Source organism: Dyella sp. NPDC103356 (assembly GCF_055584465.1).
The window spans coordinates 207,086-231,676 of the sequence record NZ_JBVJLZ010000006.1; the positions used below are offsets into that span (position 1 = coordinate 207,086).

Genomic DNA, 24,591 nt, shown 5'->3' on the forward strand with positions numbered 1-24,591 from the left:
GATTAGTCAGCCTTGTTCAACTGCTCTTTCAGCAACGCACCGAGCTTGGTCGTACCGCCGGAAGCGGACGAGTATTCGGCCATTGCGTCCTGCAGATCTTCCTCGTCCTTCGCGCGGATCGACAGCTGCAGCTGGCGGCCCTTACGGTCCATGCCAGTGAACTTGGCTTCGACCTTGTCGCCCACCTTCAGATGCTGGGTAGCGTCGTCGATGCGCTCCTTGGCGATGTCGTTGGCGCGCAGGTAACCCTCGACGCCTTCGCCCAGGTCAATGACTGCACCCTTGGCGTCGACTTCCTTGACCACACCGTTGACGATGGTGCCGCGCGGGTTGGTCGCCATGAACTGACCAAACGGATCCTGCTCCATCTGCTTGATGCCGAGGGAGATGCGCTCGCGCTCCGGATCGACCGCCAGAACCACGGCTTCGATCTCGTCGCCCTTCTTGAAGTTGCGAACGAGGTCTTCGCCCGATGCCTGCCAGGAGATATCGGACAGGTGAACCAGGCCGTCGATGCCGCCGTCCAGACCGATGAAGATGCCGAAATCGGTGATCGACTTGATCTGACCGGACACCTTGTCGTTCTTCTTGTGCATCGCTGCGAAGGCTTCCCACGGGTTCGAGCGGGTCTGCTTGATACCCAGCGAGATGCGGCGACGCTCTTCATCGACGTCCAGCACCATCACTTCGGTCTCGTCACCAACCTGCACGACCTTGGCCGGGTTGACGTTCTTGTTGGTCCAATCCATTTCGGAAACGTGGACCAGACCTTCGACGCCCGGCTCGATCTCGACGAAGCAGCCGTAATCGGTGACGTTGGAGACCTTGCCGAACAGACGGCTGCCGACCGGGTAGCGGCGAGCGATGGCGACCCACGGGTCGTCGCCCAGCTGCTTCAGGCCCAGCGACACGCGGTTACGCTCGCGGTCGTACTTCAGCACGCGGACGTCCAGCTCGTCGCCGACGTTGACGACTTCGGACGGATGACGCACGCGCTTCCACGCCATGTCGGTGATGTGCAGCAGGCCGTCGATACCGCCCAGGTCCACGAATGCGCCGTAGTCGGTGAGGTTCTTGACCGTACCCTTGACCACTGCACCTTCGGTCAGGCGCTCCAACAGCTTCTCGCGCTCCTCGGAGAACTCGGTCTCGACGACGGCGCGGCGGCTGACCACAACGTTGTTACGCTTGCGGTCGAGCTTGATGATCTTGAACTCGAGGTCCTTGCCTTCCAGGTAAACCGGATCGCGGACCGGACGCACGTCGACCAGCGAGCCCGGCAGGAATGCGCGGACGTCCTTGATGTCGACGGTGAAACCGCCCTTGACCTTGCCGGAGATCTTGCCGGTGATGGTCTCTTCCTTGTCGAACGCCTGCTCGAGGTCGTCCCACACCATCGAACGCTTGGCCTTCTCACGGGAGAGCTTGGTCTCGCCGAAACCGTCTTCCAGTGCGTCGAGGGCAACCTTCACCTCGTCGCCCACCTGCACTTCCAACTCTCCGCTCTCGTCCTTGAACTGCTCGATCGGGACGATGCCTTCGCTCTTCAGGCCAGCGTTGATCACGACGACGTCGTTGCGGATTTCCACAACGATACCGGTGACGATCGCGCCCGGCTTCAGCTTGGAGATGGCCTGTTGGCTCTGTTCAAACAGTTCGGCAAAACTTTCAGTCATGTTGATTCCAGAAATGGGAAAAGGCCGTAGACCCTCGTGCGTTATGACGAACGCTCGAGCATCTCATCGGCCCACCGGCTGTGGGTGTCTTTCGGATTGGCTACCGTCGAACACCGTTGACCAAAACTCCATGCCGTAGCACGGAGCACGAATGCCATCGGCAGCCTTATGGCTGCACGACGGCGAGTACTTTAGCGACCACGTCCCCGATGCTTAAGCCGGTGCTATCCACCAGAATCGCATCTTCGGCGGGCTTGAGCGGCGCGACGGCCCTCGATGCATCCCGGGCGTCACGCGCTTCAATTTCGCGCTGAAGGCTTGTAAGTGTAACGCTGAGTCCCTTTTCCTTCAACTGCTTATAGCGTCTTTTCGCGCGTTCGGCGGCACTGGCGGTCAGGAACACCTTGAACGGGGCATCCGGGAAGATCACCGTCCCCATGTCCCGGCCATCGGCCACCAGTCCCGGCGCCTTGCGGAAACCCAGCTGCATGGCAACCAGGGCCTCCCGGACCGAGGGTACGGAGGCGATGGCCGAGGCTGCAGCGCCGGCTGTCTCGGTCCGCAGCTCATCGGTAGCGTCATGCCCGTTCACGATGACCCGGGTGTCCTGCCCGTCGGGAGCGGCCCGAAACTGGATCTTGGTGGTCTGCGCACAGCGGGTGACCGCTTCCACGTCCGACAGGTCCAGCCCGCCCGCGCCCGCGGCATAGCCCACGGCCCGGTACAAGGCACCCGAATCGAGCAGGCGCCAGCCCAGATGCTCGGCGACCAGGCGACTGATCGTGCCCTTGCCCGACCCGGACGGCCCATCAATGGTAAGTACGGGAACGGGGGTGGCAGGGGTCATGACGGCTCCGGTCGGGCTAAACCACTTATGATATCGCGTTGACCCCCACGCCGAGCGCGTGGTATCAAGCCGCGCACCTTTCCGCAAGCTTTCCTAAAGTACAGACCCCATGACCGATCTTCGTCCCGAGTTCGAACAGGCAGCCGAAGACATCCAGAAACTGGGGGAAAGGCCGGACAACGACACCCTGCTCAAGCTCTACGCCCTTTACAAGCAGGGCTCCGAGGGCGACGTCCACGGCCAGCAGCCTGGGTTCTTCGATTTTATCGGCACCGCCAAGTACGAAGCGTGGGCGAAGCTGCGTGGCGTGGATGGGGAAGAGGCTCGGCGGCGGTATATCGCTTTGGTGCGCGAGTTGCTGGGTTAGTCGTAGGCCGATGCGCTCCTGAAGGCGCTGGGTCCCGGCGTTCGCCGGGACGACGGGATGTGGCGCACGGCTTCATCGACCAGGCTGTGGCATTCCCACCCTCCTATAGCCCACCTCAAAGAAACATCAGTCCGTCGTCCCGGCGAACGCCGGGACCCAGCGCCTTTACGCCTCGTCAAAAAAGCCACGCCCCTTGCGCTAAGCCTCCCCTTTCCGGCACATTCATACGATCGTTTGAACGAGCCGCCGCCGCCCCATGTCCTACCCACACCTGTTCGCCCCGCTCGACCTGGGCCATGTGACCCTGCCCAACCGCATCCTGATGGGCTCGATGCACACCGGCCTGGAGGACAAGGCGGCGGATTTCGACAAGCTGGCCGCTTATTTCGCCGAACGCGCACGCGGCGGCGTTGGCCTGATGGTCACCGGCGGCATCGCGCCGAGCATCCAGGGCTGGCTCAAACCCTTCGGCGGTCGGTTGAGCATGCCCTGGCATGTCGCACGCCATAAAAAGGTCACCGAGGCCGTACATAAGGAAGGCGGGCTGATCTGCATGCAGATCCTGCACGCCGGCCGTTACGGTTATCACCCTCTATCGGTCGCACCCTCGAAAATCAAATCGCCGATCACCCCATTTACGCCACGCGCACTTTCCGCAGGCGGCGTGGAACGCAGCATCCGCGACTTCGCCCATTGCGCAAAGCTCGCACGCGACGCCGGTTACGACGGCGTTGAAGTAATGGGTTCGGAAGGCTATCTGATCAACCAGTTCCTGGCCGAACGCAGCAATCACCGCAACGACAAATACGGCGGCGATGCCACACGACGCATGCGCTTTGCGCTGGAAGTGGTCGAGCGCACGCGCGAAGCGGTGGGCCGCGATTTCATCATCATCTATCGCCTGTCGATGCTCGACCTTGTCGAAGGCGGCCAGGACTGGAAAGAAATCGTGACGCTGGCCAAGGGCATCGAAAAAGCCGGCGCAAGCATCATCAATACCGGTATCGGCTGGCACGAAGCGCGCATCCCCACCATTGTCACCAGCGTGCCGCGCGCAGGGTTTTCGTGGGTCACGGCCAAGCTCAAGGGCGAAGTAGCCATTCCACTGATCACCACCAATCGCATCAACATGCCCGACGTGGCCGAGCGGATTCTTGCTGCCGGCGAAGCGGACATGGTGTCGATGGCGCGTCCGCTGCTGGCCGACCCGCAATGGGCACGCAAGGCACAGGCAGGACAAGGCGATCGCATCAACACCTGCATTGCCTGTAACCAGGCCTGTCTCGATCATGTGTTTTCGCAACGCCGCGCCAGTTGCATGGTCAACCCGCGTGCTTGCCATGAAACCGAACTGACCATCGCGCCCGCGACGGCAAAAAAACGCATCGCCATTATCGGTGCGGGACCGGCCGGCATGGCCAGCGCGGCCACGCTGGCCGAGCGTGGCCATGCCGTCACGCTGATCGATCAGGAAAGCCGTATAGGCGGCCAATTCAATTATGCCAAACGCATTCCCGGCAAAGAGGAATTCGAGGAAACGCTGCGCTATTTCCGCTATCGCCTGGACGATCTTGGCGTGACGCTGCAGCTCGGCCAGCGCGTCGACGCCGCAGCCGTCAAGAACGGCGGCTATGACGAAGTGATCGTGGCCACCGGCATCACGCCACGCAAGGCGCAGTTCCCCGGCAGCGACGATCCGCGCGTGCTCAGCTACATCGATGTGCTCGCGCATAACGCGACGGTGGGCGCACGTGTCGCGATTATTGGCGCCGGCGGCATCGGCTTCGATGTCGCCGAGTTTCTGGCCGAATCGGCACCCTCGCCCACCACCGATGTCGTGCGCTGGACGCGCGAATGGGGCGTGGATCGTCAACTGGAAACGCGCGGCGGCCTGGTCAAGGCGCAGCCGGAAGCACCCGAACGCCAGATCTGGTTGCTACAGCGCAGTGAGGGCCGCCCCGGCGCACGCTTGAACAAGACCACCGGCTGGGTGCACCGCGCGACATTGAAAGCCAAGCAGGTGGCGATGCTCGGCGGCGTCAGCTATGACCGTTTCGACGCCGAAGGCCTGCATATCACCATGGACGGCAAATCCCAGGTACTGCCGGTCGACAACATCATTGTATGCGCCGGCCAGGAGCCGAACCGCCACCTCGCCGACGAATTGCTGGCAGCAGGCATCAAGGCTCATGTGATCGGCGGCGCGGATGTCGCTGCCGAGCTGGATGCCAAACGCGCCATCGATCAAGGTACGCGCTTGGCAGCGAACCTTTGAACGATAGCGAGGGGCGGAAAAAGAAAGCGCCCCGCTAGACGACGCGTCGATATCGGTTCGGGGGGAGAGAGACCGAGTATCGCGGGGATATAGCGTCGCTGCGGAGCGGGGGTCACCGCCACCTGGGGGGAGGGGAAGGTAGCGGGACGATGCGTAGGATAGGATCGATCCAGGTCGTCGGCAAATATATATTTAGCGCTCCACTTATTCGTTTTGCGTATAAGATCACGCCCAACCGGCGAAAAAGCCGCTATCCACCTCTGCCCGGATCGCTCTCATGTTCGATTTTCGCCAGCTGCGTTACTTCATCGCGGTCGCGGAAGAGCTGAGCTTCAGCCGTGCAGCCCAGCGCCTGCACCTCTCGCAGCCCCCTTTATCCCAGCAGATTCAAGCGCTTGAGCGTGATCTTGGGGTGCTTTTATTCAATCGGGACAAGCGCAACGTCGCACTGACCGAGCCTGGGCGGGTGTTTTTGGAACAGGCGCGACAGATCCTGGGGAAGGCAGAAGAAGCCCGCGGCCAAGTCGCTGAGGCCGCTGCCGGCTTTACCGGGCTCCTGCGGCTGGCCTACACCGTCTCGGTCACCTTTCATCCGGCCCTGCCTCATGCCCTACTCCAGCATCGCCAGATCGCTCCCAATGTGCGGGTCGCGCTGAGCGAGATGTACACCGAGCCCCAATTTGCCGCCTTGCTGACCGGTCAGATCGATGTCGGCTTTGTCCGCGACGAACCCAAGCATGAAGGCGACCGCGAGGCTTTGCAGCTGGACATCATCGACCGAGAGCCGCTGGTACTTGCCCTGCCCGCCGGGCACCGCCTTGCGGGCCGTACCAGCGTCAGGCTGCAAGAGGTGGCGCGCGAATCCTTTGTGGTGCAGCCGCGCGAGTTGGCCGCCACGCTTTACGATCGCCTGGTACAGCTGGCGATGAAAGCCGATTTTCACCCGCAGATCCGCCAGCACGCGCAGCAGATCAACGGCCTGCTGGTGCTGGTAGCCGCCGGCATGGGCCTGGCCCTGGTACCCGCTTCGATGCGTGCCGTCGGCCTGGCTGGGGTAAGCTATGCGTCGCTGGACGACCCGGACGCCACCATGCTCCTGGCCGTCGCGACCCGCCGCAACGATCCCTCGCCGGTACTGGCCAAATTCCTGTCCACGGTGGCTGAATCCAAAGCTACTGTGGGCTTGTGATAGGCGATTCAACCGGTTACACTTGCGTGCTCAATTTTTCGTATTCTTCTTTTTCTGTTTCAGGAGCTGGCCGTGAAGGTGCTTTCCTCTTTGAAGTCCGCCAAGCAGCGGCACCGTGACTGCAAGGTTGTGCGCCGTCGCGGCAAAGTGTTCGTGATCTGCAAGAGCAACCCGCGTTTCAAGGCTCGTCAGCGCTGAGTTTCGCGCCGGGTCGTAAAAAAGCCGCATTTTATGCGGCTTTTTTTATGCCTGAAAAAAGGCTTTTAGTTACCTGACCGATTCATCTCCCCTCATCGTCATCCCGGCGCAGGCCGGGATCCAGTGGCTTCGGTTTCCGATTTTCGCGACAGAACAAATGCTTGATGGCTCTGGCGACAACCGACCACAAAGCCACTGGGTCCCGGCCTGCGCCGGGATGACGAATTAGGAGAGGTTTTTCGGGGTTTCTGGAAATCGCTTCTACAAAGGAAATCAGGCGGGCCACTGATTCTCAAACACGCACTCGCTCAACGGCAGCCGCTTCGCCCAACGCTCCGTTTCCAACATGGGCCGCGGGTAAAACGCCTCCACATGCCCCAGGCAGAGAATCGCCACCGGTCGCGCGCCCTCCGGCATCCCAAGCAATTGCCGCACTTCGTCGACATCGAACAGCGAAACCCAGCCCATCCCGAGGCCTTCGGCGCGAGCCGCGAGCCACATGTTCTGGATCGCACAGGCCACTGACGCCAGATCCATATCGGGCATGGTGCGACGGCCAAAGACATGGCGTTCGCGCCCGTCCATCAATGCCATCACCAGCAGCTCGCCGCATTCGAGCATGCCCTCGACCTTGAGCTTCATAAACTCGTCGCTGCGTTCGCCCAATGCATCGGCGGTGAGCACGCGCTCGCGTTCGACGCAGGCATGCAGCGATAGACGTAGCGCAGGCTCGGTGACCCGCACCATGCGCCAAGGCTGCATGAAGCCAACGCTCGGAGCGTGATGGGCGGCATCCAGCAGGCGACGCAGAACCTTCGGCTCCACCGGATCGGGCGTGAAATGGCGCATATCGCGACGCTCGTGAATGGCGCGATAGACCGCTGCGCGCGCTGTCTCGTCAAAAGCCTGAGTCATCGATATCGCCGTGTTGGGGTGTACAAGAAAAAAGCCCGCCAAAGCGGGCCTTCTTCATCGCAAAACCAATGCCGTCACTCGTACCGAACGCCAGTGATTTCGTAGTGCTTTACGCCGTTGGGCGCCGTGAACTCGAAGCTGTCGCCTGAGCTCTTGCCGATCAACGCACGCGCGATCGGCGACGACACGGCGATCAGGCGCTGCTTGATGTCGGCTTCGAGGTCGCCCACGATCTGGTAGGTCACCGCTTCGCCGCTGTCTTCGTCTTCCAGGTCGACCGTAGCACCGAACACCACGCGGGTGCCGGCAGCCAGACGCGAGATGTCGATCACCTCGGCGGTGGACAACGCACCTTCCAGCTCGGCGATACGGCCTTCGGTAAAGCTCTGCTGCTCGCGCGCAGCGTGATACTCGGCATTTTCTTTCAGATCGCCATGCGCACGCGCTTCGGCAATCGCCGCGATGATCCTCGGGCGATCGACCGATTTCAGTCTCTCCAGTTCGCCACGCAGCCGCTCGGAACCGGCTTTTGTAATGGGGGCGCGACTCATGCCTTCAGCTCCTTGTGCAACTCTTGCAGGCTGTGCACCTCGCCGGCACCGTGGAAATCCAACGAGTGCACCAGCGCGCGCGCTCCTGCGACGGTGGTGGAATAGGTAACGCGATGCTGCAGGGCCTCGCGCCGGATCGAGAACGAATCGGCGATGGCCTGCTTGCCCTCGGTCGTGTTCACGATATAAACGATTTCGCCGTTCTTGATAAGGTCGACGACGTGCGGGCGGCCCTCGAGCACCTTGTTGATGCGCTCGCAGACCACGCCATGCTCGGCCAGGTAAGCCGCCGTACCGGCGGTCGCCACCAGGCTGAAACCACGCGCCAGGGCGTCCTTTGCCACCGGCAGCAGGCGATCCTTGTCGGCATCGCGCACCGACACGAACACCTTGCCCTTCGGCGGCGTCTTGATACCGGCAGCGTCGTGGCCGCGTGCGAAGGCGGCGCCGAAGCTGCGGCCCACACCCATCACTTCGCCGGTCGAACGCATTTCCGGACCGAGGATCGGATCGACGTTCTGGAACTTCAGGAACGGGAAGATCGCTTCCTTGACCGAGTAGTACTCGGGGATCACTTCACGCGTGGCGTTCTGGTCTTTCAGCGAACGGCCGGCCATCGCGCGTGCGGCGATCTTGGCCAGCGGCACGCCGGTGGCCTTGGACACGAACGGCACGGTGCGCGATGCACGCGGGTTGACCTCGAGAATGAACACGGTGTCGCCCTGGATCGCGAACTGCGTGTTCATCAGGCCGATGACCTTCAGTTCCTTCGCCATCAACGTGACCTGACGGCGCATCTCGTCCTGGATCTCCTGCGAGAGCGAATACGGCGGCAGCGAGCAGGACGAATCGCCCGAATGCACGCCGGCCTCCTCGATATGCTCCATGATGCCGCCGACCAGCACGTTGCCTTCCTGGTCGGCGATGATGTCGACGTCCACCTCGACTGCGTGATCGAGGAAGCGGTCGAGCAGCACCGGCGAATCGTTCGACACCTGCACGGCTTCACGGATGTAGCGCGACAGATCGGCATCGTCGTAGACCACTTCCATCGCACGACCGCCCAGCACGTAGCTCGGGCGCACCACCAACGGATAACCGATCTCGCGGGCCAGCGCCAAGGCCTCGTCGGCATTGCGCGCGGTGCGGTTCGGCGGCTGCTTCAGGCCGATCTTTTCGATCATCTGCTGGAAGCGCTCGCGGTCTTCGGCCAGGTCGATCGAGTCGGGCGACGTACCGATGATCGGCACGCCGGCGGCTTCGAGCGCGCGCGCCAGCTTCAGCGGGGTCTGGCCGCCGTACTGCACGATCACGCCCTTGGGCTTTTCCAGCGCGACGATTTCCAGCACGTCTTCGAGCGTCAGCGGCTCGAAGTACAGGCGGTCGGACGTGTCGTAGTCGGTCGACACGGTTTCCGGGTTGCAGTTGACCATAATGGTTTCAAAACCATCCTCGCGCAGGGCGAGCGCCGCGTGCACGCAGCAGTAGTCGAACTCGATGCCCTGACCGATACGGTTCGGGCCGCCACCGAGCACGATGATCTTTTCGCGATCGGTCGGCTGCGCCTCGCACTCTTCCTCGTAGGTCGAGTACATATAGGCCGTGGTGGTGGCAAATTCCGCCGCGCAGGAGTCCACGCGCTTGTACACCGGGCGTACGCCCAGCGTATGGCGCAGATGGCGCAAGGCCGCTTCGTCGCTGCCGAGCAATTCGGCCAGACGCGCATCGGCAAAACCCATGCGCTTGAGTTCGCGCATGCGCGGCGCGTCGAGCTTGGTGATGCCCTGCGCGGTGACCATCGCCTCTTCCAGCACGATGTCTTCGAACGCGGCCAGGAACCAGGGGTCGACGCGGCTGAGGTTGTGTACCTCTTCGAGCGACAGCCCGGCGCGGAACGCATCGGCCAGATGAAACACGCGGTCGGGGCGCGGCTCGCGCAGCTCGCGCTTGAGGATCGCCAGGCCATCGTCGTTGCTCAGGTCCAGCCCGGTCGGGTTCAGGCCAGTCTTGCCGATCTCCAGGCCGCGCAGCGCTTTCTGCAGCGACTCGTGGAAGGTACGGCCCATCGCCATCACTTCGCCGACCGACTTCATCTGCGTGGTCAGGCGAGCATCGGCGGACGGGAATTTCTCGAACGCGAAGCGTGGAATCTTGGTAACGACGTAATCGATGCTCGGCTCGAACGAGGCCGGGGTCAAGCCGCCGGTGATGTCGTTCTTGAGTTCGTCCAGCGTGTAGCCCACCGCCAGCTTGGCGGCGATCTTGGCGATCGGGAAGCCGGTGGCCTTGGAGGCCAGCGCCGACGAACGCGACACGCGCGGGTTCATTTCGATCACCACGACGCGGCCGGTCTCGGCATTGATGCCGAACTGCACGTTGGAGCCGCCGGTGTCGACGCCGATCTTGCGCAGCACGGCGATGGAGGCATCGCGCAGGCGCTGGTATTCCTTGTCGGTGAGCGTCTGCGCCGGCGCGACCGTGATCGAGTCGCCGGTGTGCACGCCCATCGGATCGAGGTTTTCGATCGAGCACACGATGATGCAGTTGTCCGCCTTGTCGCGGACCACTTCCATCTCGAATTCCTTCCAGCCGAGTACGGATTCCTCGACCAGCACTTCGTGCACGGGCGAGAGATCCAGGCCGCGCTTGACGATCTCTTCGAACTCTTCGACGTTGTAGGCGATGCCGCCACCCGAGCCGCCCAGCGTGAAGCTCGGGCGGATGATGGTCGGAAAACCGACCTTGGCCTGCGTGGCCACGGCCTGCTCATACGTGCGAGCGACTTCTGCCTTCGGGCAGTCCAGGCCGATCTCGGCCATGGCGACGCGGAACAGCTCGCGATCTTCGGCCATGCGGATGGCTTCGCGCGAGGCGCCGATCAGCTCGACGTTGTACTTCTCCAGCACGCCGTTGTCGGCCAGATCGAGCGCGCAATTGAGGCCGGTCTGGCCACCCATCGTCGGCAGCACCGCGTCCGGGCGCTCCTTGGCGATGATGCGCTCGACCGTCTGCCAGTTGATCGGCTCGATATAGACCGCGTCGGCGGTCTCCGGGTCGGTCATGATCGTGGCGGGGTTGGAGTTCACCAGGATGACCCGGTAGCCCTCTTCCTTCAGCGCCTTGCAGGCCTGCGCGCCGGAGTAGTCGAACTCGCAGGCCTGGCCGATGACGATCGGGCCGGCGCCGATGATGAGGACGCTCTTGATATCGGTACGCTTAGCCATCGTTAGCGGGCCTCCTGCATCAGTTTGGCAAACCGGTCGAACAGATAACCGATGTCGTGGGGGCCGGGACTGGCTTCCGGGTGACCCTGGAAGCAGAACGCCGGGCGGTCGGTCAGCGCAAAACCTTGCAGCGAACCATCGAACAGCGAGCTGTGCGTGATGCGCACATTGGCCGGCAGCGTGGCCGGGTCGACCGCAAAGCCGTGGTTCTGCGAGGTGATCAGCACCCGGCCGTCATCCAGGTCTTTCACCGGATGGTTGGCGCCGTGGTGGCCGAACTTCATCTTCAGCGTCTTGGCGCCCAGGGCCAGGCCCATGATCTGGTGGCCCAGGCAGATGCCGAACAGCGGAATCCTGGCGTCGAGCAGCTCGCGCGTGGCAGCCACCGCGTAATCGCAGGCGGCCGGGTCGCCCGGGCCATTGGAGAGGAACACGCCGTCCGGCTTCATCGCCAGCACCTCGGCGGCAGGCGTCTGCGCCGGTACCACCGTGATGTCGCAACCCTGCTCGGCCAGCAGGCGCAAGATATTGAGCTTCACGCCGTAATCGTAGGCCACGACCTTGAAGCGTTTGGACGGCTGATTGAAGCTGGTGCTGTCGAGGTCGTAGACGCCCTCGTTCCAGCTGTAGCTCTTGCTGACGCTGACCACCTTGGCCAGGTCCATGCCGTTGAGGCCAGGAAAGGCGCGCGCCTTGGCCAGCGCCGCGTCGACGTCGATCTCCGCGCCGGCCACGATGCAGCCGTTCAGGGCGCCCTTGTCGCGCAGGATGCGGGTCAGGCGGCGGGTATCGATGCCGGCAATGGCCACGATCCCGTGCTTTTTCAGGTACTCGGGCAGGCTCATCGTGCTGCGCCAGTTGCTGGCAAGGCGCGGCACGTCGCGCACGATCAGGCCGGCGGCGTGCACCGCGTCGGACTCGGCATCCTCGGCGTTCACGCCGGTATTACCGATATGGGGATATGTCAGGGTCACGATTTGGCGGGCATAGGAGGGATCGGTGAGGATCTCCTGGTAGCCGGTCATCGCGGTGTTGAAAACCACCTCGCCGACGGTTTCACCGGTAGCGCCCACGGTGTGGCCGTGAAATACGCTGCCGTCTTCGAGGGCAAGCAGAGCGGGAATAGGCATGGAGGCCGCCTTTTAGGTGCAGCAAAGTCCGCAAGCCGCGCTATAGCTGGCTTGAGGACCTTGGTAATGGAAAGTCTCAGGGCGGGTCGAAATGATAGGTGCAGGAGGCCTTTCTGTCCACCGGATAAAGCGTGAATGCGTTGCCAGAAGACCCCTTGCAAATTCATATGCGGCGCTACACTAGCGCGACTCTAGGAGATTGACCGTCATGAATGCCGCCGTCCTGCTCGATCCTGCCCGCCTTGACCGCCCGGACACGGATATTCGGCTGGAGCCGTTCCCCTTCATGATTGCGCACGGCCAGCTGCCGGACGATGCCCGTAACGACATCGAGCGCGATTTCCCGCGCTACGCGAGCGCCGGCTTCTTCCCCTACGACTCCAGCGACTGCGGCCCCACGGTCAACACCCTGGTGCAGAACCTGACCACCCCGGAATTTGCCAGCGCCGTCGGCCGCCGGCTGGGCATCGAGAATCTGGGCCAGTATCCGACCCTGGTGACCCTGTGTCGCTCGCTCAACAAGCGCCACGGCACGATCCACACCGACAGCAAGTCCAAGGTGGCCACCGCCCTGCTCTACCTCAACACGCAATGGCCGGACACCAGCGACGGCTGCCTGCGGTTTCTGAGCAAGATCGACGATATCGACGATATGGTCGCCCCGGAACTCACCCCGCTCTACGGTGAGTTCGCGGTGTTCAAGCGCTGCGACAACTCCTTCCACGGCCATCTGCCGTTCGAGGGCGAGCGCCGGGTGATCCAGGTGGCCTGGCTGACCAGCGAAGAGGAGAAACTGCGCAAGACCAAGCGCGGCAAGTTCTCCCGCGTCTTCAAGCGGATGTTCGGCTCGCTGGACCGCAAGCTCGGCTCCGACCGCGATCGCAGCGCGGCGCATCGCGACTGATCGGTTAAGCTTCACGCATTGACGCGTGCTTCTTTTGGGGAAAAGGCATGTCCCTCGTTTTTATCGTTTCGGTGCTGTTGCAGCTCGGCTGCGCCGTGCATGTCGTGCGCAGCGGTCGCCCGCTGTACTGGATTTGGCTGCTGCTGATCGGCTCGTATCTCGCCGTCGCCGTCTACATACTCGTCGCGGTCATTCCGGACATGCGCCACGATCCACGTGGACGTCAAGTGACCAGCAAGGCATTACAAGCGATCGACCCGAAGCGTCGCCGCCGCGAGCTGCAGCGCAAGCTCGATATTGCCAATACGGTCGAAAATCGCCGCAGGCTTGCCGAGGAAAGCCTGCAAGTGGGCGACTATGTCAACGCGCAGGAGCTGTACCAAAGCTTGCTGTCGGGCATGTACGAAACCGATCCCAACTTCATGCTTGGACTGGCGCAATCGCAAGCAGGCAACAACGACTTTGTCGCCGCACGCGACACGCTGGAACGCCTGATCGCCGCCAACCCGACATTCCGCTCGCCCGACGGGCATCTGCTCTACGCGCGCTGCCTGGAAGAAGTCGGCGAAACGGATAAGGCGCTGGAGGAATATCACGTCCTCGCCGACAGCTATCCGGGTGAGGAAGGTCGCTATCGCTACGCGCGGTTGTTGCGGCAAGTGCAACGCGCCGAAGAAGCCCGTGACGTTTTGCAATCGCAGCTGCGCCGCGCAAAGGCGATGCCTGGCTACTACCGCCGCAAAGAGCAGGCCTGGCTGAAAGCGGCCAAGCTCGAACTGGCCCAGATCGGCGAGTCGTAAAGCCACCCGCGATGACACCCGTCGTCCTGCACACGGTGTTCGAGATACTGGCATATGCGGTCGGTTTTCGTACCTTCCTTTGGACACGCAAGCGTCTGGCCCCCTCGGCCTTTGCGCACGAGGACGAAGTGGCCTGGGTCGGCGTCGGCGCGATCGTCGGCGCGGCCCTGGGCGCGAAGCTGTCGTACTGGCTGGACGACCCGCTGACCGCGTTCCAGAACTTTCCCGACCTGCGCCATCTGCTCGAAGGCAAGTCCATCATCGGCGCACTGCTGGGCGGCCTTCTCGGTGTGGAGCTGTGCAAGAAGATCGCCGGCGTGCGGCAATCCACCGGCGACGCTTTCGTGCTGCCATTGACGGTGGGTATGTGCATCGGGCGCGTTGGCTGCTATCTGGCCGGCTTGAACGATCACACCTATGGCATTGCCACCACCTTGCCGTGGGGCGTGGATTTTGGGGACGGCATCGCAAGGCATCCTACTCAGCTCTACGAGATCGCGTTTCTGCTCGTGCAGTACGCGTGGATCCACGCCCGTCGCGCCGCCTTCGAACGACCTGGCGACCGCTTCCGCGCCTTCATGATCGGCTATCTCGGTTTCCGCCTGCTGGTGGAATTCATCAAGCCGGTTTTCTACACCTACCCAGGGCATGTCTCCGGCTTGCAGCTACTGTGCGTGGCCGGCCTGCTCTACTACCATCGGGACATACCGCCAATTGCGCGGCTTTTGCTCAGGGGACGAAGCAAGGTATGGGAGCCAAGGTAAGGCCGTATCTGTTTTACGACAGCGCCATTTCCATCTGCAGCACCTGCCTGCGCCGGGTGGAAGCGAAAATCCTGATCAAGGACGAGCGCGTCTATCTCGAAAAATGGTGCCCGCATCATGGCCGCGAACGCGTTCTGGTCGCCGACGATGCTGCCTACTACCGCCAGTGTCGCGAGCTCTACATCAAGCCGCCAGAGCTTCCGCAGCGTTTCAATACGCCGCAGCACTATGGCTGTCCGTACGATTGCGGCCTGTGTCCGGAACACATGCAGCATTCGTGTCTGACCCTGGTCGAGATTACCGATCACTGCAATCTGCGCTGTCCCATCTGCTACGCCGAAAGCGGCCCGCACCGACCGGGGTTTCGTGATCTGGCCACGGTCGAACGCATGCTCGACGCGGTCGTAGCCAACGAAGGCGAGCCGGACGTGGTGCAGCTTTCCGGTGGCGAACCGACCTTGCATCCGGATTTCTTTGCCATTCTCGATGCCGCGCGGCAACGGCCGATTCGCCATCTGATGGTCAATACCAACGGGCTGCGCATCGCCAAGGAACCCGATTTCGCCGCACGTCTCGCCGAGTATCAGCCAGGCTTCGAGCTGTACCTGCAGTTCGATTCGTTGCGCGACGAAGTACACAAGGACCTGCGCGGCGCCAAGCTGCGCGACGTGCGGCTCAAGGCGCTGGAACACCTCAACCGCCATGACATCTCAACCACGCTGGTCGTGACGGTCAAGAAAGGACTCAACGACGGCGAACTCGGCGAGATCATCGATTTCGCACTGACCCAACCCTGCGTGCGCGGCGTAACGTTCCAGCCGATCCAGGCCGCCGGACGGCTGGAAGGCTATGACGTCGAGCACAACCGCCTGACCTTGAGCGAAGTGCGCCGCCGCATTCTCGAACAAAGCACGCTGTTTCAACCGGACGACCTGATTCCCGTGCCATGCAATCCCGATTGCCTGGCCATGGCCTACGCACTGAAACTCGGCGACCAGATACTGCCGCTGACTCGTTTCGTATCGCCGGAAACACTGGTCAGCAAGGGTCGCAATACGATCGTGGTCGAGCGCGACGAAGAGCTGCGCGCGCACGTGTTCGAGCTGTTTGCGACCAATCACTCGCCCGAGTCGCAGGCCTGTTCGCTGTCGGACCTGCTGTGCTGTCTGCCACAGGTGCAGGCACCGGCCGATCTGTCCTACCGTAACGTCTTTCGCGTGCTGATCATGCAGTTCATCGATGCCCACGGTTTCGATCTGCGCGCAGTGAAAAAATCCTGCGTGCATATCGCCCAGCCTGACGGACGCATCATTCCGTTCGACACCTTCAACCTGTTCTACCGCGACGACAAGGCCAAAAAACTTGCCGCGCTACGACAGGAAATCGATCAATTGCGCGCCATCGAGAGCACGATGCCATGAGCGACGAACGCATCCCCGATCCCTATCGACCGCCGCTGTCTCCCGAGCCAGGCATCGAGCCCGAGCCTCCCAAAATTGAAGGCTCGCTCGCCGCCGGCATCGGGCTTGCGTGGGTCGTCATGGTGCTGGGAGAGATCGTACTCGGCGGCCTCGGTGTATCGGCCCATCCCCTCTTCCTGGGAGGCTGGTTCATTCCGCCGCTGGTCGTGGTGGTCTGGGCGATTTCACTGATCAGGCGCGGCGTGCGGCGAACCGGCAAGGGCATGCTGCTCGGACTGGCTTCCGTCGTTGCAGTCGTGCTGTTGCTGGTCGCCGCGTGCTTCGGCTTGTTGATGATGGGCGGCGGGTTGCACGGCCTATGAACCGGGCAACTCACCCTGCCGTGAAATGCCAGACGACATAACCGGCAAACACCCCGTACAGCAAGCCAACCGGCATCAGCAAGCGCCCGTCCACGTTGCCACGACGGAACAGCCACCACAGGAAGATCACCGCGATACCGGTCAACACGCCGGCTACCATCAGCGGCGCATCGAACAGCCATGGCGTGCCAAACAGCGCCAGCGAACTGGGAATGGTCGCCTGGATCATCATCGCGCCGGAGATATTGGCCAACGCCAGACGCTCCTTGCCCTGACGTACCCAGATAAGCGCATTGAGTGTTTCCGGCAGTTCGGTGGCGACCGGGCTCAGCACCAACGCGACAAGGTGCGGCGATAGCTGAAATGCTTCACCGATCGCCTCGATCTGCTTGACGAAGGTGTGCGAGGCGATCGCGATGACGGCCAGCGCGAGCACGGTTTGCAAGGCGATCATCGACATCGCCGGGTTTTCGGCGCGTGGTTGGAATTTCAGCGGTTCAAGCGCATCTTCATCGTCCGGCACACTGTCGTCGTGCTTGAGTTCGCGCCAGACATAGAGCCCATAGGCGGCGATGAACAGCACACCGAGCCAGGGTTTGATCGCGAACGCCACCAGACCCAAACCGCACTTCACTACGAAGATCGCCAGGAACCAGGATTGGTCGCGAGCGAGACGTCCGTGGTTGACGCGAACCAGATTATCCTTGCGCTGCAAGCGCTTTCGGTTGCTCCACAACGCGATGCCGACCACCGCATAGGCAATCGTTGCCAGCACCAACGGGCCACCCAGCGCGGCACCGACGCCGATATCCTTTTGCTCGGGTGTGCGGCCGAATACCACCGCGACAAAAGTCACCGCGCTTTCGGGCAAGGCCGTACCGAACGCAGCAAGCACGGTACCGGTAGCGGTCGCGCCGAGGCTGAGCTTTTGCCCGAACCATTCGACGCCGTTGACGAAATACTCGCAGGCGAGATAGATCGCACCGGCCGACAGCAGGAACAACAAGGCGATAAGCATATGAATCCTTGGCCGGGCGAGCGAACGTAAACCAATGGCACAACGACCCCGCTCGCCCGGCTAAAGGTGAGCTAAGTCGTGGCCAAAGGTCTCGCCGGGCCGGCGCAATCCTGAAGCACAAGATCGCGGGCCATCCGCACCATGAAGCATGCGCTTCAAGTCTGTTGACGCGGATTCCTCTGGGTAGGAAAGCCGTGAGGCCTTCCGGGAGCGAGGATGGCTACTCCCCAATGACTAACGGGCGCCATGGTAATGGCGCCCGTCGCTATCGGCAAGCTTGGGAGGCTTTAAGCGCCGCTGCGCTCGGCCAGCATGGCATCCAGGTCATAAGCGCCGGCGGGCTTGCCTGCAAGCCAGTGGGCCGCCTCGATGGCGCCCCGGGCGAAGATGGAGCGGTCGGTGGCGCGATGCCCCAATTCCACGCGCTCGCCCTGCCCGATCAGCATCGCGCTGTGCTCGCCGACGATATCGCCGCCACGAACGACGGCAAAGCCGATCGTGCCGGCCTTGCGTGGGCCGGGGCGGCCTTCGCGGGTGTACACGGCGTCCTGTTCCAGGGTGGTGCCGCGCGCCTGCGCAGCCGCCTTGCCGAGCGAAAGCGCGGTGCCCGATGGTGCGTCTTCCTTGCGGTTGTGGTGCGCCTCGACGATCTCAAGGTCCCAGTCGCGCAAAGCTGCCGATGCCTGGCGCAGGAGGCGTGTCAGTACCGCTACGCCGAGACTGAAGTTGGTGGCGTGCAGGTGGGCGATCGGTGCTGCGTTTAAACGCCGGGCAAGTTCATCATTGATGCCGGTAGTGCCGGTGACGAGTGCGACCTTGTTCGCTTCGCAGTAATCCAGCGCGGCGACCAGACCTGCAGGACCGCTGAAATCGATCACGACGTCGAGGTTTTCGGGCCATGCGGTGGTGTATGAAAGCGCTTCGTTACCGGGGAATACGGGCTTGCCTGCATGGCGCTCGCTGCTTATCGCCGCGCACAACTCGAAGCGCTTGTCGTCACGAAGCAATCCCAGCAATGCCTGCCCCATGCGACCGGTGGCTCCGTTGACGGCGAGGCGGATGGGGGACGGCATGAGGTGTTTCCTTGGAACGTTGAGGGTGCCGATGCTACTGGGGCGACGCGGAGAAAGACACCAAAGCCACTCGTCCGCAACGCGGCTCGGATGATGCTCGCCAAGACCTCCCCTACATCGTCATTCCGGCGTAGGCCGGAATCCACGCCTCAGCGCTTCTGCTTGCGAAACTCTAACAATCAGGCGGAAGACTGAGCGAATAGATTCCGGCCTGCGCCGGAATGACGGATCAGGAGGAATGTGGCGGAAAAAGGAGACGCGCGCACTTACCCACGGCTCACTTCTCTTCACTCACTCCTCAAGACGTCACCCGCGACCAAAACTGCTTCACCCCATCCACCCACGACTTCTCGCGCGGCGTGTGCTTGTGCGCTTCGCCGTTGTTGAACGTCGCCTCGAGCTGCGCAAGCAGGTCGCGCTGCTCCTTGGTCAAACGCACCGGCGTCTCGACCACGACGCGGCAGATCAGATCACCCGCGCGCCCGCTGCGCACCGACTTCACGCCGCGCCCGCGCAAGCGGAACTGCTGACCCGTCTGCGTCTCCGGCGGAATCGAAATCGGCACTTCGCCATCGAGCGTGGGTACCGGCAATTCGGCGCCAAGCGCAGCCTGCGAAAAACGAATCGGCAATTCGCAATGCAGATCGTTGCCGTCACGCTGGAAGATCTCGTGCTCGCGCACGCGCATCTCGACATAAAGATCGCCGGCTTCACCACCGGCCGGACCGGCTTCGCCCTGTCCGGTCAAACGAATGCGATCGCCATTGTCGACGCCCGCCGGAATGCGTACGGACAAGGTGCGTGTTTCTTCCAGACGACCCTCGCCACGGCACTGCCTGCACGGCTTTTCGATCGCCTGGCCGCTGCCGCCGCAATGCGGACAGGCCTGCTGGATCGAGAAGATGCCGTTCTGCATACGCACGCGGCCATGGCCCTGGCAGGTCTTGCATTGCGCCACCTTGCCGTCTTCCGAACCGGAGCCGTTGCAATGCTGGCAATTGACCTGGGTCGGTACGTCGATCTTCTTTTCGATGCCGAATACGGCCTCTTCCAGATCGAGCTCCATGATGTAGCGAAGATCGGCACCACGACGCGAACGACTGCCACCACGGCCTCCGCCCATACCGAAAATGTCGCCGAAGATATCGCCGAAGATATCGCCCATGTCGCCAAAACCACCGGCGCCACCGCGACCACCGCCTGCCCCGCCCTCGAACGCCGCATGGCCGTACTGGTCATACATCTGGCGCTTCTGCGCATCGGCGAGAATCTCGTAAGCCTCCTTGGCTTCCTTGAACTTCTCCTGCGCATGCGGATCGTCCGGGCAACGGTCCGGGTGGTATTTCATCGCCAGGCGACGAAACGACTTCTTCAGTTCGACCTCGGTAACCGTCCGTTCGACACCGAGGACTTCGTAGTAATCACGCTTGCTCATGGGCAGGAAGTCCGGCTTGCAGCCTGTGAAGCCGGCGGCTGCGCCGCCTGTAAATGGTCAATGGAAAGAGCGAAGCGAATCATGTGGCAGTACGTGTCCGTTGAACTTTAATGAGAGACCCAAGCGTGACCTGCAGTCTTTCCATTTCAGAAATGAGCAACCCGGCATCTCGAATGAACCCTAGATTTTCAGCAATACGCACCTGAGTATCCAGCTCGGAAAGCGAGCCTCGGGCAATAAGAAGAAAACGGACAAACTCCCTCCCGCTTCCTCTACTCGCGCCTTCAGCTATGTTGGAAGGCACGCTTACCGCAGCTCGGCGGATCTGAGAGACAAGACCAAAAAGCTCGTCTTTCGGAAACTCACCTGTGATCTCGTAAAGATGTGTAACCAAGCGCATGGCATCCTGCCATACCCGCAAGTCGTGATGTGGCCGCGACATGCTCTTCCCTGTTTACCATTTACAGCATAACGGGGCCAACGGCCCCGTTATGCGAATTTACCGCCTTACTTCTTGTCGTCTTTGACTTCGGTGAACTCGGCATCGACCACGTCGTCCGGCTGAGCCGAACCGTGCGGACCCGGGCCCGGCTGCGCGCCAGCGTCCGGCTGCGCACCGCCCTGAGCGGCCGCGTAAAGCGACTGCGCGGACTGCTCCAGCTTCTCGATCTTCGACTCGATCGCGCCCTTGTCGTCGCTGTCCTTGACCTTTTCCAGATCCGACAACGCACCTTCGATCGTGCTCAGCTGGTCGGCCGGAATCTTGCCGCCGTGTTCCTTGAGCGCGCTACGCGTCGCATGAACCAGCTGATCCGCCTTGTTGCGCGTGGCGACGAGCTCGTGGAATTTCTTGTCTTCTTCCTTGTTCGCCTCGGCGTCGGCGACCATGCGCTGAATCTCTTCCTCGGACAGACCCGAGCCGGCCTTGACCTCGATCTTCTGTTCCTTGCCGGTCTTCTTGTCCTTGGCCGACACGTGCAGGATGCCGTTGGCGTCGATGTCGAAGGTGACTTCGATCTGCGGCATGCCGCGCGGCGCGGCGTCGATGCCGGAGAGGTCGAACTTGCCCAGCGACTTGTTCGCGCTGGCGCGGTCGCGCTCACCCTGCAGCACATGCACGGTCACGGCGGTCTGGTTGTCGTCGGCGGTCGAGAAGACCTGCGAGGCCTTGGTCGGCACCGTGGTGTTCTTTTCGATCAGCTTGGTCATCACGCCACCCATCGTCTCGATACCGAGCGACAGCGGGGTAACGTCGAGCAGCAGCACGTCCTTGACCGAACCGCCCAGCACGCCGCCCTGGATGGCCGCGCCGACAGCGACGGCTTCGTCCGGGTTGACGTCCTTGCGCGGCTCCTTGCCAAAGAAATCCTTCACCGACTCCTGCACCTTCGGCATACGGGTCTGACCGCCGACCAGGATCACCTCGTCGACGTCGGACACGCGCAGGCCAGCGTCGTTCAACGCGGTGCGGCACGGATCGATGGTGCGCTTGACCAGATCTTCGACCAGCGCTTCGAGCTTGGCGCGGGTCAGCTTGATGTTCAGATGCTTCGGACCGGAGGCATCGGCCGTGACGTACGGCAGATTTACCTCAGTCTGGTGCGAGGACGACAGCTCGATCTTGGCGCGCTCGGCGGCGTCCTTCAGGCGCTGCAGCGCGAGCGGATCCTTGCGCAGATCGATGCCCTGGTCCTTCTGGAATTCTTCGACGAGATAATCGATGACGCGCATGTCGAAGTCTTCGCCGCCCAGGAACGTGTCGCCGTTCGTGGCCAGCACTTCGAACTGCTTCTCGCCGTCGACTTCGGCGATCTCGATGATCGATACGTCGAACGTACCGCCACCCAGGTCGTACACGGCAATCTTGCGGTCACCGCCCTTCTTGTCCAGACCGTAAGCCAGCGCAGCGGCGGTCGGCTCGTTGATGATGCGCTTGACCTCGAGACCGGCAATGCGGCCGGCGTCCTTGGTCGCCTGGCGCTGGCTGTCGTTGAAGTAGGCCGGCACGGTGATGACCGCTTCGGTCACCGTCTCGCCGAGATAGTCTTCGGCGGTCTTCTTCATCTTCGCCAGCACCTTGGCGGAGATTTCCTGCGGCGCCATCTTCTTGCCGTCGGCAGTCTGCACCCAGGCGTCGCCATTCTCATGCGCGACGATGCCGTACGGCACGATGTGCAGGTCTTTCTGTACTTCCGCGTCGGTGAACTTGCGGCCGATCAGGCGCTTCACCGCGTAGAAGGTGTTCTTCGGGTTGGTCACGCCCTGGCGCTTGGCCGGCGCACCCACCAGGACTTCGCCGTCCTTGGTAAAGGCGACGATGGACGGCGTCGTGCGATCGCCTTCCGAATTCTCGATGACCCGGGTGGTGCTGCCATCCATGACGGATACGCAGGAATTGGTCGTGCCCAGATCGATACCAATGATCTTGCCCATATGCTCTGACTCCAAAAATTTCTAAGCGGCCCCCGCGGCCGCGACTGGTTTCTAAGTGGGGCTTGGCCTTGGCGATTCAATCGCGTCAAGATTTCCGAACCCCGGGTTCGTCGCTACCGTCACCGGTGATTCAGGTGCCGGCCGCGCCGTGTGTGCTCGATCAATCCTTGGCGACGGCGACCAGCGCCGGGCGCAACAAGCGATCGTTCAGCACATAGCCTTTCTGCAACACACTCACCACGGTACCCGGCGCCTGCTCAGGCGCTTCGACCATGCTCACCGCGTGATGGCGCTCCGGATCCAGCGGCTGGCCGAGCGGATCGACCGGCACCAGACCGTTGTTCTGCGCAATGCGCAGCAGTTCCTTCAGGGTGAGATTGATGCCTTCGCGAACGGTAGCGATATCGCCGCTTTCCACCGCCAAGCCGCGCTCCAGACCGTCGTAGATCGGCAGCAGCTCGTTGAGCAATTTTTCGTTGGCAAAGCGGCGCGCCTGATCCAGATCGCGCTGCAAACGACGACGCTGATTTTCCAGCTCCGCACGCTCGCGCAATACACCATCGCGCAATTCCGCATTGCCTGCTTCCAATTCAGCGACACGCTGTTTCAGTGCGTCGAGATCGGCCTGCATGGCTTCACTCGCCGCGGTGGCTTCCGGCGTATTTTCCGGCGCCTGCGAATCGTTGTTCTGCATGAAAAACTCCAAGCCTCATCCAGGGCCGGCATGATTTTGCATACCGACCAGTAAACTTAATGCGGGTGAATCCCGCCTCCCAAACGGCTTTATGAGGCCGTTGCCGCCCGATTCAAGGCATCGCTGAGCAGCCCGGCCGTGGCTTGTACCACAGGGATGACCCTTTCGTACGCCATTCGGGTCGGACCGATCACACCGACCGCCCCAAGCACACGCCCTTGCGCCCCATAACTGGCGGTAACGACGCTGCAACCGTCCAGCGCCGTAAAGCCCGATTCCTCGCCGATAAACAGCCGGACACCCGGCGCCCTGGCGCACACTTCCATCAGTTGAAGCAGCTCGTTCTTCTTCTGAAAGGCCTCGAAAAGCTCGCGCAGGCGATCGAGATTGGCCAGCTCCGAATAGGACATCAGATTGGTCTGGCCACTGACCAGCACATCATCGCCTTCGCTATGTGGCGCAAACGAGGCGGCGGCCAGTTCCACCGTGCTGGACAACAGACGGTTGAGCTCGCTGCTGGCCTCTTTGAGCTCGCGCAGCAGATGCGTGCGGATATCGTCCACGCGCAAGCCGGCGAAATGGGTATTGAGGTAATTGGCTGCCTGCTCCAGCTCCCGAGCATCGAGCTGCTTGGCCAGGCGCACGATACGGTTCTGCACCTGGTTGTCGGAGAACACCAGGATCACCAGCACCTGGTTGTCGGGCAAGGGCACGAAGTCGATATGGCGCAGCGGGAAATCGGCCTGGCGCGGCACGGTGACCACACCGGCGAACTGGGTCATCGCCGACAGCAGCGTGGAGACATTACCGAGCAGATCGCGCGTGGTCGTCGGGCCGGGCGGCAATTCGCGGCGCAGGCGCGCCATATCTTCGCGCGGCAGCGGTTGCAACTCGATCAGGCTATCGACGAACAGCCGCAGCCCGCGGGGCGTCGGCACACGCCCCGCCGAGGTGTGCGGCGACACCACCAGGCCGGCTTCTTCCAGGTCGGCCATGATGTTGCGGATGGTGGCCGGGCTGACATCCAGGCCCGAGGAGCGCGATAGCGTGCGCGAGCCCACTGGCTCGCCATCGACCAGATACTGCGCAATCAGCGTGCGCAGCAAGCTGCGGGCGCGGGCATCTAATTCATGGCCGAAGAGTTGGGGCATGCGCTGCTGTGGCAATCCGTGAGACAGAGAAGAAATAAGGTGTGCGGGGGAAGAATGCAAGGAAGTCAGGCTTCGACCTCCTGGCCGACCCAGGCCGGGTCACCCTGGACGACCTGCTTACCGCCCCATCCATCAATCCGTACAATCCACCGACTCACTGATAC

22 protein-coding genes and 1 riboswitch are annotated in these 24,591 nt (G+C 62.3%); of the genes, 9 read left to right on the top strand and 13 right to left on the bottom strand.

Annotated elements, in window-relative coordinates; translation table 11 throughout:
- Positions 1–2: 2 nt before the first annotated feature.
- Both rpsA and cmk read right to left on the bottom strand, forming a co-directional pair.
- A complete protein-coding gene (gene rpsA, locus ACZ6WW_RS15395; RefSeq protein ID WP_281849078.1) occupies positions 3–1,676 on the bottom strand; it encodes a 30S ribosomal protein S1 in 1,674 nt (557 codons plus the stop codon).
- Between the two features lie 166 nt (positions 1,677–1,842).
- Entirely contained in the window at positions 1,843–2,523 is a 681-nt protein-coding gene (cmk, locus tag ACZ6WW_RS15400; RefSeq protein WP_281849079.1) for a (d)CMP kinase, read from the bottom strand.
- 109 nt (positions 2,524–2,632) lie between these two features.
- Here cmk and ACZ6WW_RS15405 point away from each other — a divergent pair, with 109 nt between their 5' ends.
- The 4 genes from ACZ6WW_RS15405 to ykgO all read left to right on the top strand — a co-directional run bounded on the left by ACZ6WW_RS15405 (position 2,633) and on the right by ykgO (position 6,552).
- Positions 2,633–2,890, top strand: coding sequence for an acyl-CoA-binding protein (locus tag ACZ6WW_RS15405; protein ID WP_465274980.1), 258 nt, complete (start codon positions 2,633–2,635; stop codon positions 2,888–2,890).
- A gap of 256 nt (positions 2,891–3,146) precedes the next feature.
- The gene (locus tag ACZ6WW_RS15410; protein WP_465274981.1) at positions 3,147–5,165 is read left to right on the top strand and encodes an FAD-dependent oxidoreductase; all 2,019 of its coding nucleotides are present in this window, start codon (positions 3,147–3,149) and stop codon (positions 5,163–5,165) included.
- Positions 5,166–5,442: 277 nt separating this feature from the next.
- A complete protein-coding gene (locus ACZ6WW_RS15415) occupies positions 5,443–6,354 on the top strand; it encodes a LysR family transcriptional regulator (RefSeq protein WP_281849082.1) in 912 nt (303 codons plus the stop codon).
- 72 nt (positions 6,355–6,426) lie between these two features.
- On the top strand, positions 6,427–6,552 hold the full coding sequence (ykgO, locus tag ACZ6WW_RS15420) for a type B 50S ribosomal protein L36 (protein ID WP_008215056.1): 126 nt from the start codon (positions 6,427–6,429) through the stop codon (positions 6,550–6,552).
- A 273-nt stretch (positions 6,553–6,825) separates the two neighbouring features.
- On the opposite strand, the gene bluB is transcribed toward ykgO, so the two are convergent.
- From bluB to carA, 4 genes are all read right to left on the bottom strand, one after another.
- Entirely contained in the window at positions 6,826–7,467 is a 642-nt protein-coding gene (bluB, locus tag ACZ6WW_RS15425) for a 5,6-dimethylbenzimidazole synthase (protein WP_465274982.1), read from the bottom strand.
- Between the two features lie 74 nt (positions 7,468–7,541).
- Positions 7,542–8,018 (bottom strand): transcription elongation factor GreA, encoded by a 477-nt coding sequence (gene greA / locus ACZ6WW_RS15430; RefSeq protein ID WP_281849084.1) that lies wholly within the window; start codon positions 8,016–8,018, stop codon positions 7,542–7,544.
- Positions 8,015–11,242, bottom strand: a complete 3,228-nt coding sequence (carB, locus tag ACZ6WW_RS15435; RefSeq protein WP_465274983.1) for a carbamoyl-phosphate synthase large subunit — start codon at positions 11,240–11,242, stop codon at positions 8,015–8,017. The genes greA and carB overlap by 4 nt, the downstream gene beginning before the upstream one ends.
- A 2-nt stretch (positions 11,243–11,244) precedes the next feature.
- Positions 11,245–12,372 carry a glutamine-hydrolyzing carbamoyl-phosphate synthase small subunit gene (carA, locus tag ACZ6WW_RS15440; protein WP_465274984.1) on the bottom strand — a complete coding sequence of 376 codons (1,128 nt, stop codon included), beginning with the start codon at positions 12,370–12,372 and terminating at the stop codon, positions 11,245–11,247.
- A gap of 208 nt (positions 12,373–12,580) precedes the next feature.
- On the opposite strand from carA, the gene ACZ6WW_RS15445 reads away from it, so the two are divergent.
- Genes ACZ6WW_RS15445 through ACZ6WW_RS15465 form a run of 5 tightly spaced genes read left to right on the top strand, consistent with a single transcriptional unit; the run spans position 12,581 to position 16,623 of the window.
- Positions 12,581–13,276: a 2OG-Fe(II) oxygenase gene (locus ACZ6WW_RS15445; protein WP_465274985.1), complete on the top strand. Its 696-nt coding sequence runs from the start codon at positions 12,581–12,583 to the stop codon at positions 13,274–13,276.
- Positions 13,277–13,323: 47 nt separating this feature from the next.
- Positions 13,324–14,076, top strand: a complete 753-nt coding sequence (locus ACZ6WW_RS15450; protein ID WP_465274986.1) for a tetratricopeptide repeat protein — start codon at positions 13,324–13,326, stop codon at positions 14,074–14,076.
- An 11-nt stretch (positions 14,077–14,087) separates the two neighbouring features.
- Positions 14,088–14,840: a prolipoprotein diacylglyceryl transferase gene (locus tag ACZ6WW_RS15455; protein ID WP_281849090.1), complete on the top strand. Its 753-nt coding sequence runs from the start codon at positions 14,088–14,090 to the stop codon at positions 14,838–14,840.
- Positions 14,825–16,261, top strand: coding sequence for a radical SAM protein (locus ACZ6WW_RS15460; RefSeq protein ID WP_281849091.1), 1,437 nt, complete (start codon positions 14,825–14,827; stop codon positions 16,259–16,261). Before ACZ6WW_RS15455 ends, ACZ6WW_RS15460 begins: the two co-directional genes overlap by 16 nt.
- Positions 16,258–16,623 (top strand): hypothetical protein, encoded by a 366-nt coding sequence (locus ACZ6WW_RS15465; protein ID WP_281849092.1) that lies wholly within the window; start codon positions 16,258–16,260, stop codon positions 16,621–16,623. The genes ACZ6WW_RS15460 and ACZ6WW_RS15465 overlap by 4 nt, the downstream gene beginning before the upstream one ends.
- Positions 16,624–16,633: 10 nt before the next feature.
- Here the strand turns inward: ACZ6WW_RS15465 and ACZ6WW_RS15470 are convergent, their stop codons facing one another.
- From ACZ6WW_RS15470 to hrcA, 7 genes are all read right to left on the bottom strand, one after another.
- Positions 16,634–17,641 (bottom strand): sodium:calcium antiporter, encoded by a 1,008-nt coding sequence (locus ACZ6WW_RS15470; RefSeq protein ID WP_465274987.1) that lies wholly within the window; start codon positions 17,639–17,641, stop codon positions 16,634–16,636.
- Between the two features lie 87 nt (positions 17,642–17,728).
- A riboswitch (yybP-ykoY riboswitch) is annotated at positions 17,729–17,882 on the bottom strand.
- A gap of 46 nt (positions 17,883–17,928) precedes the next feature.
- Positions 17,929–18,714, bottom strand: a complete 786-nt coding sequence (dapB, locus tag ACZ6WW_RS15475) for a 4-hydroxy-tetrahydrodipicolinate reductase (RefSeq protein WP_465274988.1) — start codon at positions 18,712–18,714, stop codon at positions 17,929–17,931.
- A gap of 298 nt (positions 18,715–19,012) precedes the next feature.
- Complete coding sequence (gene dnaJ / locus ACZ6WW_RS15480) at positions 19,013–20,149, bottom strand: molecular chaperone DnaJ (protein WP_465274989.1); 1,137 nt, start codon at positions 20,147–20,149, stop codon at positions 19,013–19,015.
- 79 nt (positions 20,150–20,228) lie between these two features.
- The gene (locus ACZ6WW_RS15485) at positions 20,229–20,591 is read right to left on the bottom strand and encodes a four helix bundle protein (protein WP_465274990.1); all 363 of its coding nucleotides are present in this window, start codon (positions 20,589–20,591) and stop codon (positions 20,229–20,231) included.
- A 65-nt stretch (positions 20,592–20,656) separates the two neighbouring features.
- The gene (dnaK, locus tag ACZ6WW_RS15490) at positions 20,657–22,582 is read right to left on the bottom strand and encodes a molecular chaperone DnaK (RefSeq protein ID WP_465274991.1); all 1,926 of its coding nucleotides are present in this window, start codon (positions 22,580–22,582) and stop codon (positions 20,657–20,659) included.
- Positions 22,583–22,742: 160 nt separating this feature from the next.
- On the bottom strand, positions 22,743–23,276 hold the full coding sequence (gene grpE / locus ACZ6WW_RS15495) for a nucleotide exchange factor GrpE (protein ID WP_465274992.1): 534 nt from the start codon (positions 23,274–23,276) through the stop codon (positions 22,743–22,745).
- Positions 23,277–23,365: 89 nt separating this feature from the next.
- The gene (gene hrcA / locus ACZ6WW_RS15500) at positions 23,366–24,427 is read right to left on the bottom strand and encodes a heat-inducible transcriptional repressor HrcA (protein WP_281849098.1); all 1,062 of its coding nucleotides are present in this window, start codon (positions 24,425–24,427) and stop codon (positions 23,366–23,368) included.
- Positions 24,428–24,591: the final 164 nt, after the last annotated feature.